The organism is Micromonospora gifhornensis (genome assembly GCF_016863515.1).
Lineage (GTDB): Bacteria > Actinomycetota > Actinomycetes > Mycobacteriales > Micromonosporaceae > Micromonospora > Micromonospora gifhornensis.
Genome location: NZ_BOPA01000017.1, coordinates 24,113 through 36,314 on the forward strand (window position 1 = coordinate 24,113; position 12,202 = coordinate 36,314).

At 71.7% G+C, this 12,202-nt stretch carries 11 protein-coding genes and 1 pseudogene; 3 read left to right on the forward strand and 9 right to left on the reverse strand.

Annotated features, from left to right (window positions below; all coding sequences use genetic code 11):
- Positions 1-11: 11 nt before the first annotated feature.
- Positions 12-941, reverse strand: coding sequence for an SDR family oxidoreductase (locus tag Vgi01_RS11490; protein WP_102656901.1), 930 nt, complete (start codon positions 939-941; stop codon positions 12-14).
- An 85-nt stretch (positions 942-1,026) separates the two neighbouring features.
- Here Vgi01_RS11490 and Vgi01_RS11495 point away from each other — a divergent pair, with 85 nt between their 5' ends.
- Positions 1,027-1,494, forward strand: a complete 468-nt coding sequence (locus Vgi01_RS11495; RefSeq protein WP_013731954.1) for a MarR family winged helix-turn-helix transcriptional regulator — start codon at positions 1,027-1,029, stop codon at positions 1,492-1,494.
- Between the two features lie 62 nt (positions 1,495-1,556).
- Here the strand turns inward: Vgi01_RS11495 and Vgi01_RS11500 are convergent, their stop codons facing one another.
- The 6 genes from Vgi01_RS11500 to Vgi01_RS11525 form a co-directional block, all read right to left on the reverse strand.
- The gene (locus Vgi01_RS11500; protein WP_204290998.1) at positions 1,557-4,025 is read right to left on the reverse strand and encodes a DUF6351 family protein; all 2,469 of its coding nucleotides are present in this window, start codon (positions 4,023-4,025) and stop codon (positions 1,557-1,559) included.
- 106 nt (positions 4,026-4,131) lie between these two features.
- A complete protein-coding gene (locus Vgi01_RS11505; protein ID WP_204290999.1) occupies positions 4,132-5,034 on the reverse strand; it encodes a PaaX family transcriptional regulator in 903 nt (300 codons plus the stop codon).
- 9 nt (positions 5,035-5,043) lie between these two features.
- On the reverse strand, positions 5,044-5,841 hold the full coding sequence (locus Vgi01_RS11510) for an IclR family transcriptional regulator (RefSeq protein ID WP_204291000.1): 798 nt from the start codon (positions 5,839-5,841) through the stop codon (positions 5,044-5,046).
- A 30-nt stretch (positions 5,842-5,871) separates the two neighbouring features.
- Positions 5,872-6,810, reverse strand: coding sequence for a PDR/VanB family oxidoreductase (locus tag Vgi01_RS11515; protein ID WP_204291001.1), 939 nt, complete (start codon positions 6,808-6,810; stop codon positions 5,872-5,874).
- The gene (locus Vgi01_RS11520) at positions 6,807-7,025 is read right to left on the reverse strand and encodes a hypothetical protein (RefSeq protein ID WP_199180106.1); all 219 of its coding nucleotides are present in this window, start codon (positions 7,023-7,025) and stop codon (positions 6,807-6,809) included. Before Vgi01_RS11520 ends, Vgi01_RS11515 begins: the two co-directional genes overlap by 4 nt.
- Complete coding sequence (locus Vgi01_RS11525; protein WP_102656905.1) at positions 7,022-8,065, reverse strand: aromatic ring-hydroxylating dioxygenase subunit alpha; 1,044 nt, start codon at positions 8,063-8,065, stop codon at positions 7,022-7,024. The genes Vgi01_RS11520 and Vgi01_RS11525 overlap by 4 nt, the downstream gene beginning before the upstream one ends.
- A 168-nt stretch (positions 8,066-8,233) precedes the next feature.
- On the opposite strand from Vgi01_RS11525, the gene Vgi01_RS31125 reads away from it, so the two are divergent.
- Both Vgi01_RS31125 and Vgi01_RS11535 read left to right on the forward strand, forming a co-directional pair.
- Positions 8,234-9,865 carry a sigma-70 family RNA polymerase sigma factor gene (locus Vgi01_RS31125; protein ID WP_275409906.1) on the forward strand — a complete coding sequence of 544 codons (1,632 nt, stop codon included), beginning with the start codon at positions 8,234-8,236 and terminating at the stop codon, positions 9,863-9,865.
- A 199-nt stretch (positions 9,866-10,064) separates the two neighbouring features.
- A pseudogene (locus Vgi01_RS11535) lies at positions 10,065-10,307 on the forward strand (hypothetical protein); the annotation flags it as partial.
- 93 nt (positions 10,308-10,400) lie between these two features.
- Here the strand turns inward: Vgi01_RS11535 and Vgi01_RS11540 are convergent.
- Both Vgi01_RS11540 and Vgi01_RS11545 read right to left on the reverse strand, forming a co-directional pair.
- Positions 10,401-11,228 carry a DUF72 domain-containing protein gene (locus Vgi01_RS11540; RefSeq protein ID WP_204291109.1) on the reverse strand — a complete coding sequence of 276 codons (828 nt, stop codon included), beginning with the start codon at positions 11,226-11,228 and terminating at the stop codon, positions 10,401-10,403.
- 40 nt (positions 11,229-11,268) lie between these two features.
- On the reverse strand, positions 11,269-12,177 hold the full coding sequence (locus Vgi01_RS11545; protein ID WP_204291002.1) for an alpha/beta fold hydrolase: 909 nt from the start codon (positions 12,175-12,177) through the stop codon (positions 11,269-11,271).
- Between the last annotated feature and the right edge of the window lie 25 nt (positions 12,178-12,202).

Consider the following 12,202-nt stretch of genomic DNA (forward strand, 5'->3'; position numbering starts at 1 on the left):
CGTCGGGCGGATCAGGAGGCCGCGGGCTTGAACTCCTCGGGCAGCTCGGGGAAGCGTTCGCCGACGCTCTGCAGGGCGGTGGCGAACTCGGTCGGCCAGGCCTGCACCAGCGCCTCGTAGCTCCAGCCGCCCTCGTGGTAGGCGGTCAGCGCCGCCTCCGGGTGGGTCCAGATCTGCAGGCGGTCGCCGCCGACGCCGATCACCTGGCCGGTCACCCCGGCCGCCGCGTCGGAGCCGAGGAAGGCGATCAGCCCGGCCACGTCGTCGGAGGTGCCGAAGCCGAGGTCGTGGCGGAAGAACGCGGGCATCGGCTCGCCGTTCGCCTCGGCCTGCACGGCGGCGGCGAAGTAGGGCACGGTCGCGGTCATCGCGGTCGCCGCCACCGGTACGACGGTGTTTGCGGTGATGCCGGCCCGCTTGAGCTCCAGCGCCCAGGTGCGGACCATGCCCACGATGCCCGCCTTGGCGGCCGCGTAGTTGGTCTGGCCGAAGGTGCCCCGCTGCCCGGTGGGCGAGCCGATGCAGATGATCCGGCCACCCTCGCCGGCCTGCCGCATGTGCAGCACCGCCTCGCGCACGGTGGTGAAGGTGCCGCGCAGGTGCACGTTGATCACCGTGTCGAAGTCGTCGTCGCTCATCTTCCACAGCACCGTGTCGCGCAGCACGCCCGCGTTGGTGACCAGGATGTCGAGTCGCCCGAACTCCTCGACCGCGGCGGTGACCAGTTGCTTCGCCGTCTCGGTGGGGCCGACCGGTGCGGTCACCGCGACGGCCCGCCCACCGGAGGCCTGGATCGCCGCGACCGCGTCGGCCGTGACGTCGGCGTCGACGTCGTTGACCACGACGGACGCCCCCCGGCGGGCCAGCTCCTTGGCGTAGGCGAGGCCGAGACCCCGACCGGATCCGGTGACGATCGCGACTTTGCCGTCAAGTGGTGACATAGAGGTGCTCCTTTGCGTCCACGCCGATCTGAGCACGAATCGTTGAAAAAGTCAATTATTTGTGAAGCTTGCTACCATCGTCGTCATGTCCCCTATCGGAAAGACCCGGCCGACCGGACGCGACCGGCTGCGGGACAGCGTGCTCGCCGGGGACCTGAGCTTTCTGCTGGCCCGCGCCAACGCCCTCACCCTCGCCGCAGCCAACGCGGCGTTGGCCGAACACGGGCTCAAGGCCCGCTCCTACTCGGTGCTCGCGCTCGCCGCCGACGACGTCCGTCCCACCCAGCGGGAGCTCGCCGAGTTCCTGCGGCTGGATCCGAGTCAGGTCGTGGCGCTTGTCGACGGGCTGGAGAAACGCCAGCTCGTCGAGCGGCAGACCGACCCCGCCGACCGCCGCGCCAACGTCCTCGTCGCCACCGACGCCGGTCGGGCCCTGTTCGCCCAGGCACAGGAGTCCGCGCGGGCCGTGGAACTGGGTCTGCTGGCCGCCGTCACGCCGCAGGACCATGAGCGGCTGGCCCAACTGCTGCGGCTGCTGGCCTTCCCCGACTGACGCCGTGACCGGGCGGCACCTGCGATGGCACCGCCCGGTCCCGGTCTGCAACCGTGCGACCGCTACGCGGCGCAGTCGACGGCCGCGTGTCCGCGGATCACCGCGGTCGTCACCGCCTCGCCGTCGAGCGACCCGGTGACACGTACCGTCGCCGTGCCGGTCGGCAGGGCCGCCACCCGCGTGGCGAACTGCTGGAAGGCGTTGCCGCCCGGTGCCACGTCCGCGAACGACCGCTCGCCGTGCGCGGTCTCCAGCGCGACGTCCACCGGCGCGTCGTGGTCGTTGCGCGCCTGCACCGCCACGTACGCCCGGCCGGCGATGCACCGCGCCTGCACGGTCACCGTCACCGGCAGCACCGGTCGCACCTGGGGCTCGGGTGACCAGCGGATCCAGGTGTCGGCCAGCGGCACCTGACCGACGCCGGGCTTCGACCAGTCACAGACACCGCCGGGGAAGACCGTCTGCAGGCGCTGCCACTGCTCGTCGGTGAAGCTCACCCCGTACGACTCCCGGCTCAGGGGCGTGAGCTGGCACTTGAGCACGGCGGAGGTGGTCGGCCCACCGGCGACCACACGCGGGTTGCGGTGGAACGGGAACAGCTGGTTGCACTGGGCCGCCGGGTCCAGGGTCAACGCCTCGGTGATCCGGTCACCGTTGGCCGCGATGCAGCCGTCGGCCAGGCCCTCGGGCCGGGACAACCGGGTCAGCGTCACGTCGTCCAGCTCCGGTTGTGCCGCCGCCAGCGTCGTCCGGGCGGTCAGCCAGGTCTCCATGCCCTCCAGCGCGAGGGTAGAGGCGGTGTCGGCGGCAGCGCCCGGTGCGGCGGTGATGCTGATGTGGTTGTCGGCGTTGCCGTTGGCCGCGACGATCCGCTCCCGCATCGTCCAGGACCGGAACCGGTCGTGGAAGTCGCCGGACGGGTCGGTGTAGCCCCGGGTCTCGATGATCGGCGTCCAGCGCAGGCCGCCGTCGAACTGGTTGATCCGGCCCGTCTCGTACGCCACCTTGAGCGCGTCGACGTCCGCCGAGGTGCGCTGCGGGGTGCGGTTGCCCTGCACGTCGAGGCCGCCGATGCCCTCGTTGAGCCGGACGAACTGCTCCGGGGTGATCGTGCCCGCCTGGAGGGTCTCCAGGCCGTACTGCACGCCGACGGTGTCCGGGATGATCGGGCGACCGAAGCCGGTGGCCGGGTCGACGCCGTACACGTTGGAGATGAAGTCGGCCATCGCGCACCGCAGGCCGGTCGGGTTGGTGACCGGGTGGTACCGCTGCGCCGCCGGGACGTGGGCCGGGCAGTTGGCCGGCCAGTCGACACCGTCGAAGAACTGGTAGCCGAAGCAGGTGTTCGGGCTGGCGAAGCCGGTCACCGCGGTGTGCTGCGCGGTGGACAGGCCGGCGGCGGAGGCGGCCTGGCTGATGAAGCGGCACTCGTGACCGCTGACGGTCGTGGAACGCTCGTCCGGGTAGCCGATCTGGCCGATCACGCCGTCGATGATGCCGGGGTACGCGTTGGAGATCAGCAACTGCTGCATGGTGCCGGCCGAGCCGCCCCAACCCATGGTGAAGGCGGGCACCCCGTACGTCTCGACGAAGTGCTCCTTGACCATCATCGCGGTCTCGGCGGAGGTCACGTCGTTGCAGTTGTTGGCGAACACGTTGAACGTGGAACTGGCCACCGCGTAGCCCCGGCTGAGCAGCCCGTGGTCCAGGACTCCGCCGGTGCTGGTGGCCTGGGTGTAGCCGATGCCGCAGGCGCCGCCGAAGGTGTAGACCAGCCGTTCGTTCCAGCCGTCGGTGGCCGTCCACGGGTCGGGCAGGGCGGTGCCCGGCTGGTGCAGCAGCGCGATCTCGTAGACCGCCCGGTTGATGGTGCCCCGCTCGATGCGCACGACGTACGGCACGGTGCGGCCGTCGATGGTGGTGGTCGTGGCCACGTTGCCGGGCAGCGGACCGTCGGGCAGGGCGGTGAAGCTGCCGGCGGTGGTGCGGTACTGATACGTCACGCGTGGCGTCGCCACGTGGCAGTTCTCGTCGACCGGCCCGAGGTTCCAGGGGCTGCCGGAGGCGGTGCAGAACAGCGGGATGTGCGGGCCGGAGAAGACCGGGCCCTGCGCGGGGTGGTTGACGAGCGTCACGTCGGCCGTCGGGCGGCCCTGCCCGTTGCCGTTGGACCGGATCTGAAGGGTGTTGTCGCCGAGCGCCAGGTCGTCGACGAGGCCGAGCAGCGTACGGCCGTCGCCGATCGGGCGGAACTGGCTGGTCAGGTTGCGGCCGTCGAGGTGAACCCTGACCTGGTGCGGTGGAACGTTGCGGGGCACGTCGATGCGGACCAGGGCGTCCCCGCCGCTGACCAGGTCGGCGCGGGTGGAGACGACCTCCACGTCGAAGGTGCGGTCGACGCCCGCCTGGGGCGGCGGTGCGGCCAGGGCGGGCACCGCTGGACCGCCGACGAGTGTGCTGGCGACGATCGCGGTCAGGGCGAGTTTCCAGGGTCGTTGCGGAGATTTCTCCCGTGATCGACGTGCGTGCATAGCAGGGCCCCTTTCAGCCGGGAACGGGCGGCTGGACCTCCTGGTCACATGTGCACGGGGAACCTAATGCGAATTCTGATCGCGCGTCAACGAATCTGCAATGTATCTACTTCAGACGCGACTTCGCGCCGTCCGCCGCGTGGTCGGGAGTCTGGACGAGTTCCTCGAAACGCTGCTGCGCCGGCCGGGCCAACGCCGCGGAGGTCTCCAGGAACATCGCCCGAGCCTGGGCGCGGGGGAAGGAGGCGGGCAGGAACATCGCCGGCAGGTCCGGGTCCTCACCCACCAGCGCCCGCCAGTCGTTGACCATCTCGGTACGCCGCACGAGCGCCTGCGCGGGTGACACCTCGCCCGCGGCGGCCGGCCAGGCCAGATCCCGGTAACGCTCCAGGAAGGACTGGTAACCGGCAGCCAACTCGTCGATCCGCCACGCCGCCTCGAGCCGGGCCCGGCCACCGGGCAGCAGATCCAGGTCGGTGGCGCGCAACACCACCGCATCACTGACGCCGAGTTCGCTCAACTGCTCGCGTACCTCGTCGAAGCGGTCGTGCGGGGTGACCCAGGTGCCGTCGTACAACGGCGAGAAGGTCAACCAGCGCAGCCGGGCCCGCAGCAGCCGACGCTGGTTCGCGTCGTCAAGCGGCAGGGTGAACGCGATAAGGGTCCACCTGCCGTCCCAGCTGCTCTCGTCGGTGCTGGCGAAGATGCGCCGGCCCCCGCGCTGGAGGATCTGCGCCGCCGACTCGGTCAACCGGTAGCTGGTCCGGCGGCCCTCCTTGGTCCGCTCCAGCACCCCGCGCTGGGTCAGCCGGCTGAGCGTCGCGCGGGCGTTGGCCGGCGCGATGTCGAATTCGGTAAGCACCGCGACCAGACCGCCGGAGGGCAGCGGCGCGTGCCCGGCACGCCAGTAGTCCCCGAGCAACGTCACAAGCAGCCGTTGCGCCCGCGCCCGACCGACCGCCGCCGCGCCGTCCGTGGGCGGCTCCAGCGCGTGATGGAGGTCGGACATCCGGATAAATTACTGCGTCTCAGAACGCGTCGGCGACGGCACCCGACCGGGTGACCGGCGGTACGAGGTGCCCAGCGCCCGGGACAGCACCCGGCCTGCCGCCTGCACCAGCGGCGCCAGCGCCAACGGGTCCGCGCGGTCGTGGGCCACCACGAGCGAGATGGCGGCCACCACACCGTCGGATCCCCGGATGGGCGCGGCGACCGAGAGCGCGTCCATGGTGACCTGGCGGTCGCTGACCGCGTACCCGACCCGACGCACCTCGGCCAGACACCGGCGCAACCGCCTCGGGTCGGTGATGGTCAGCTCGGTGTACCGCTCCAGCGGTGCGGCCAGCACCTGCTCCTGGACCTCGGCCGGCGCGTAGGCGAGCAGGACCAGCCCGACCCCGGTGGCGTGCAGCGCGAACCGCCCCCCGACCCGGGTGAGCACCGGCACCGCGTGCCGACCGGCGATCCGCTCGATGAAGACGAGTTCCAGGCCCTGCCGGACGGCGAGCTGGACGTTCTCGTGGGTCACCTCGTAGAGGTCTTCCATGATCGGCAGCGCCAGCTCGCGCAGCCCCAGACCCCGGGGTGCCAGGGAACCGACCTCCCACAGCCGCAGGCCGATGCGGTACCGCCCGTCGTCGCCACGCTCCAGCGCACCCCAGGCGACCAGTTCCGCCGCGCGGCGGTGGGCGGTGGGCAGCGGCAGCCCGGCGCGGCGGGCCAGCTCGGTCAGGGTCAACGCCGGGGTGGCGGGGGTGAACGCGTCCAGCAGCGCCAGCACCTTGCTGGTGACCGACCGGCCGGGCTGCGCGTCCACCCCGCCATCATCCCGCCTGCGCCGGGCGCGTCACAGCTCCAGCACGAGCCGGGGCGTACGGGCCCGGGACACGCAGATCATCATGGTGTCCCCGGCGGCCCGTTCGTCCTCGGTGAGCAGACTGTCCCGGTGGTCCGGCACCCCGGCCAGCACGGTGGTCTCGCAGGTGCCGCAGGTGCCCTCCCGGCAGGAGGAGAGGACCTGCACACCGGCCTCCTCGACCGCCTGGAGGATCGGCGTGCCGGGCGGCACCGTCAGCGTCCGGCCGGAGATGGAGAGTTCCACCTCCACCGCCGTGTCGACACCGTCGACGACGGATGCCGGAGTGAACCGCTCGACGTGCAGGCAGCCGGGCGGCCAGCCGAGACAGTGCTGCTCCACCGCCGCGATCAGCGCCTCCGGACCACAGCAGTAGACCAGCCCGGCGTCGGGACGGCCGAGCAGCCCCGGCAGGTCGAGCAGGCCGGTCTCGTCCTGCGGGCACAGGGTCACCCGGTCGCCGTACTTCTCCCGCAGCGCGTCGGCGAAGGCCATGGTGGCGCGGCTGCGTCCGCCGTACACCAGTCGCCAGTCGGCACCGGCGGCGTCGGCGGCGGCGACCATCGGGCTGATCGGGGTGATGCCGATGCCCCCGGCGACGAAGAGGTACCGCGCCGCCGCGACCAGCGCGAAGTTGTTCCGGGGACCGCGCACCGTGACGGTGGCGCCGGGCGTCAGCCGGTCGTGCACCTGCCGCGAGCCGCCGCGCCCGTCCGGCTCGCGCTGCACCGCGATCCGCAGCCCGGACCGGTCCGCCGGGTCGCCGCAGAGCGAGTACTGGCGAACCAGGTCCGGGCCGAGCAGCAGATCCAGGTGTGCACCAGGAGTCCACTGCGGAACGTCACGGCCGTCGGGGCGGCCCAGGGTGAGCGCGACGACGTCGCGGGCGACCTGCTCCCGGGCGGTCACCACCAGGTCCCACTCGGTCACGCCGGCACCGCCGTCCGGGTCGGCACCTCGGGCGCGGGCGGGACGGGGGAGTGGTGGCCCTGCGGGTGGGCGAGCAGCCACTCCCACAGTTCCACCGGTTCCTCGGCGACCCGTTCGGCCCCGCAGTGGCAGACTCCGCGCAGGATGTCGGTGCCCGGCATCCAGTGGATCCGGTAGACCCGGTCACCGGTGAGCATGCGGGCCGGCCCGCTCACCGGGTCGCCTCCACCCTCCCCGCGTCGACCATGCGGGCCAGCAGCCGCCGGGCGGCCAGGCCGCCGGTGTCGATGTTGATGCTCAGCTCCTGGTACTTCTCCGGCTCGGCGGCGATCACCTGCTCCAGGATGTTGAGCGCGGTCACGTCCTGCATGACCACCGTGTGGTTGCTCTGGTGCAGGTACTCACTCACCGACTCGTCGTCGATGGCGAAGTCCCGGGCCACCGCCCAGAAGTCGTACGTGGTGTTCTCCGTCGACGGGGTGATGGCGTACACGATCTCGGCGTGGAACGCCTCGGTGTCCTCGCCCTGGGCCGGCGGGTAGACGCCCTGCGGGGCGATCCGGCTGTGCAGCAGGTACAGGCACGGCGGGTGGTACTCGATGTCCTGCCAGCGGGTGATCCGGCCCTGGATGCCTGTGGAACGCGCGTAGAAGGGCGGGCACTCGGCGTCGTCCATGTGTCGGCTGACGTAGACGATGCCGCGCTCGTCGTCCACCTCCGTGGTGATCGGGGTGTTCGCCACCTCGGGCGTGCCGATGTAGCCGCCGTGCAGGTAGGTCTCGTGGGACAGGTCCATCAGGTTGTCCACGAGCAGGCCGTACCGGGCGTTCAGCGGCGCCATCCCGCGGACCACCGCGTAGCGCGGGTCGGTCAGCCAGGGTGCGCGGGGGATGGTGGTCGGATCGGCCCGGTCCCGGTCACCGATGAACACCCAGACGAACGAGTCCTGCTCCACCACGGGGTACGCCGCCACCCGGGCGGTACGCGGAATGCGCTGCTGACCCGGGACGAAGACACAGGAGCCGGTCTGGTCGTAGGTGAAGCCGTGGTAGCCGCAGACGATGGTGTCGCCGTCGAGCCGGCTCTCCGACAACGGGTAGCGCCGGTGCACACACCGGTCGGCCAGCGCCACCGCCTCCCCGGCGCCCGTGCGGTACAGCACCAACGGCTCACCCAGCACCGTACGGGCCAGCAACTCCCGCCCGACCTCGCTGCCGTAGGCCGCCACGTACCACTGGTTTCGTGCGAACGCCATGGGACCCTCCTCCTGAGACGAACCAGCCGGATCATCCCGTGACCCACAGGTGATCGGGACCACAGCTTTCACTGAATGAAAGCCGAGGATGACTCGATCATCGGGGCGGTTCTGGTTAGGGTGTGACGTCGTGCTCGGCGGAAGACTCCACATTGGGGCGGGTGCTGGATGACGATCACTGCGATCGACGTGGAACTCGTCACCGCGGCGCGGTCGGGCGACAGGTCGGCGCGTGAGCAGCTGATCGCCGCGCATCTGCCGCTGCTCTACAACATCGTCGGTCGGGCCCTGCACGGTCACGCCGACATCGACGACGTGGTGCAGGAGACCCTGGTCCGGGTGATCCGTGACCTGCCCGCGTTGCGCGCCCCGGAGAGCTTCCGGTCCTGGCTGGTCGCAATCGCGGTACGGCAGATCGCCAGTCACCGCCAGCGGATCCGCACCGCCACACACCGGGCCAGCGCCGTCGACCCGGCCGACCTGCTGGCAGCCGGTGGCGACGTCGCGGACGAGGCGATTCTGCGGCTGCACCTGACCGACCAGCGCCGTCAGGTCGTCGAGGCGAGCCGCTGGCTCGATCCCGCGCACCGCCCGATGCTGGCCCTGTGGTGGCAGGAGTGCGCCGGCCAGTTGACCCGCCAGGAGGTGGCCGCTGCCTGTGACACCCGGGTCGCGCACGTCGGCGTACGCCTGCAACGGATGCGCGAACAACTCGAACTGAGCCGGGGCATCGTGGCGGCACTGGCCGCGCAGCCGCGCTGTGCCGGGCTGACCAGCGCCGTCGACGGCTGGGACGGCGCGCCCACGCCCGTGTGGCGCAAGCGGATCGCCCGGCACACCCGCGCCTGCCCGACCTGCTCGACGTGCACCGAGGACCAGGTGCCGACCGAGCGGTTGCTGCTGGGCATCGTGCCGCTCGCGGTGCCCGCCGGGCTCGTCGCCGCGCTCGCCGCCAAGGGCCTGCTGACCACGACCACCGTGGCCACGCCGACGCTCGTGGCGGCCTCCACTCCGGCGAGCACCACCGGTGGTACGCCCGGTCTGCTGTTCGGCAAGATCACCCAGGTGGTCGGTGCCCACCCGATGGCCGGCCTGGCCGCCGGTGCGGTCCTGCTCGCCGGTGCGGTGGCGGTGGTGGTGCAGTCCGGGGCGACGCCGACTCCACCGGCCATCGCGGCACCCACCTCGGTGGCGTCGGCAGCGGTGAGCATCGCGCCGTCGCCCACCACCTCCCCGGCCCAGCCATCCCTGGCCCGACGGTCCCCGATCCCGTCGCCGCCGGTCGCACCACCACCAGCCCCACCCGCGCCACCGCCCTCGCCGGCCGCGCCGCCGTCGAGCCGGCCGGCCATCGCACCGGGCACCATCGGTGTGGGCGTCTGGTCACTGGAGTCGGCCAGGAAGGCCGGCCGATACCTCAACCACGACGGCAAGTACGCCACGCTCGGCGCGGTCGACGGGTCCAGCCCGAAAGCGGCCCGGCAGCGAGCCACCTTTGCCGTGCAACGCGGACTGGCCGACCCGAACTGCGTCACCCTGCTCGCCGCCGACGGACGCTACCTGCGGCACTGGGGAATGCAGGTGCAGCTCAGCCCCCAGGAGAACTCGACGATCTTCCGGGAGGACGCGACCTTCTGCCCGCGCCCGGGAGCGACAAGCGCATCGGTGACCCTGCGGTCGTACAACTACCCGTCGCACGTGGTGCACCACCGCGACGGAGGGTTCTGGTTGGACGTTCCCGACGACAGCGCGGCCTTCGCGGCCGACAGTTCGTTCGTCGTACGGGATCCCTGGGCCTGACCCGATTTCCGTTATCCACGGGTCGGTCGCGCAGTCTCCCACTGTGTGAGGTGCCGTCGGTCACGCGTGGGCGTCCCGGAGTGGACGTGTCAGTTCCGTCCCCCGGGGAACGAACTCCGGGGGTGGGGCGGTCGTGGCTGAGCACGTCGAGCAGCCGCCCCCGCCGCTGCCGGCCACCGAACCCGCGGAACATCCACCGATGCGCCCGCTGTGGTTGTGCCGCCGGTGCGGTCAACCATGGCCGTGCACGCAGGCCAAGCTCGCCCTGCTCGCCGACTACGCCAGCAACCCGGTCGGCCTGCGCCTCTACCTGGCCGGCTGCCTGTGCGACGCCATCGACGATCTGCACCGGCTCAGCCCCAGCGTCACCGGCAGCGCCGTCGACATGTTCGATCGCTTCCTGGGCTGGCCGGGCCAGCTCGCCCGCGCCTACCGGGTGACCCGCCGCTCCGGTGGCGGTCCGGGGCGGCTCTCCGGCGACGGTTCGCCGGGTGCCCGGTCGCTGCCGGTGCCGCCACCGGCGGTCAGGGAACGTTCAGAAGAGGGTTGTGGGCTCGACCGGGATCGGCCTCGGTAGGGGCGCCAGTTCGGGCAGGCGGGCGCGTACCTCGTCGTGGAAGCGGCGGGCGAGCGTCGGTGCCTGCGCGTTGTCCGGGGTGTGGATGAAGACGGTAGGTGAACGTCCCTCGCGCAGCCAGTCGACGGTGATGTCGACCCAGCGCTGCCATCCGTCGACCGTGCGGACCGGGTCGTCACGGCCGAGGTAGCGGACGATCGGCTGGTCGGTCAGCGCCTCCGTACGCAGTGGGGTGCGGGGCTTCTTCACCCAGGCGTCCCGCTCGGCGTCGCTGGTCGGCGGGCTGGCGAAGAACGTGGTGGTGTCGAACGGCACCCACTCGGCACCGGCCTGCGCGAGGGCTTCCGCCAGCCCGAGCGCCGCACGGGCGTCGGTGAAGAACTCGGGATGGCGCACCTCGACGGCACACCGGTGGTTGCTCGGCATCCGGTGCAGGAAGCGGGCCAGGGTGGGTACGTCCGTCGGCGCGAAGGACTGGGGGAGTTGCACCCAGAGCGCGTGGGCGCGGGGGCCCAGCGGCTCGATCGCGTCCAGGAAGGCCCGCATCGGCTCGGTGACGTCGGTGAGCCGACGTTCGTGCGTCACCACCTTCGGCAGCTTCGGCACGAATCGAAAGCTCTCGTCGGTCTGTCGTGCCCAGGAGGCCACCGTATCCCGTGTCGGAGTCGCGTAGAAGGTGGTGTTGCCCTCGACGGCGTCGCACCAGCCGGCATAGTGCCGCAGGCGTTCCTCGGCCGGCAGCGGATGCGCCAGCAGCCGGCCCTGCCACGCCTTGTGTGTCCACATGGCACAGCCGACGTGCAGCCGCATCTCCGGCGACCTCCCCTCACTCGCCGGCGAGCCTACCCACCGAGGCGACGAAGTCGAGGATGCGCTGGTTGACCAGCTCGGGACGTTCCAGTGGCAGACCGTGGCCGGCACCGGGCACGATCTCGGCTCGCACCGACGGTATCAACGCCTCCGCCCGGGCCACCGCCTGCCGGGGATGCAGCAGCGAGCTACGTCCGGCCACCACCAACTGCACAGGTACGCCGATGGAGCGCAGCTCGTCGTCGGTGAACGGCCGGGCGGCAGCGGCCCGACCGGAGCGCCAGTACCGGGCGGCGATCATGACGGGAGCCAGTTGATCGGCGGGCTCCACCAGCGCGGCGTTGGCCAGCCGCTCGGCGAACCAGGCCCGGGTGTTGCGGGGCGCCAGCGTCGCCAGGGCGCCCGCGATCACGTTGGCGTAGAACTTGACCGGCACCTTCTGCAGCCCGCCGGGGTCGAGCAGGGTGACCGACGCCAGCCGGGCGGGCTGGTGCACCGCGTGCGCCAGGGCCAGGTAGCCGCCGTAGGACATGCCGACCAGGTGTACGCCGTCGAGTCCGAGGCCGGCGAGGGTCTCCTCGATCCAGGCGGCGTCGTCGGCGCTGTCCTGCACCGGTACGGATTGCACGCTGCGGCCCGGGTCGTCGACGGAGTCCAGCGCGTAGACGGGGTGGTGCTCGCCGAGCGTGGCGACGTGCCGGTACCAGTTGGCGGAGTTGCCCTGTGCCCCGTGCAGCAGCACGAGGGGTTGGCCCTGACCAGCGCCGTGGCGGTAGGCGCGGACGGTGCCGAAGCGGGTCTGCACGTCGAACTCCTGCCGGGGCTGCGGCCAGGCCTGCATCGCCACGTCGTACGCCTGCAGGAAGCGTTCCCGCGTCGCGTCGCTGGTGAATCGACCGATCTTCGACTGCCTGGTCTTCGCCATCTGAGCCTCCCCGTCTTTGGTAGTA

Excerpts from the sequence above, each read along its gene's own strand:
- Vgi01_RS11495 (WP_013731954.1), top strand. The coding sequence starts at position 1,027 with ATGTCCCCTATCGGAAAGACCCGGCCGACCGGACGCGACCGGCTGCGG.
- Vgi01_RS11505 (WP_204290999.1), bottom strand. The coding sequence starts at position 5,034 with ATGTCCGACCTCCATCACGCGCTGGAGCCGCCCACGGACGGCGCGGCG.
- Vgi01_RS11545 (WP_204291002.1), bottom strand. The coding sequence starts at position 12,177 with ATGGCGAAGACCAGGCAGTCGAAGATCGGTCGATTCACCAGCGACGCG.
- Vgi01_RS11490 (WP_102656901.1), bottom strand. The coding sequence starts at position 941 with ATGTCACCACTTGACGGCAAAGTCGCGATCGTCACCGGATCCGGTCGG.
- Vgi01_RS11500 (WP_204290998.1), bottom strand. The coding sequence starts at position 4,025 with ATGCACGCACGTCGATCACGGGAGAAATCTCCGCAACGACCCTGGAAA.
- Vgi01_RS11540 (WP_204291109.1), bottom strand. The coding sequence starts at position 11,228 with ATGTGGACACACAAGGCGTGGCAGGGCCGGCTGCTGGCGCATCCGCTG.
- Vgi01_RS31125 (WP_275409906.1), top strand. The coding sequence starts at position 8,234 with ATGACGATCACTGCGATCGACGTGGAACTCGTCACCGCGGCGCGGTCG.
- Vgi01_RS11525 (WP_102656905.1), bottom strand. The coding sequence starts at position 8,065 with ATGGCGTTCGCACGAAACCAGTGGTACGTGGCGGCCTACGGCAGCGAG.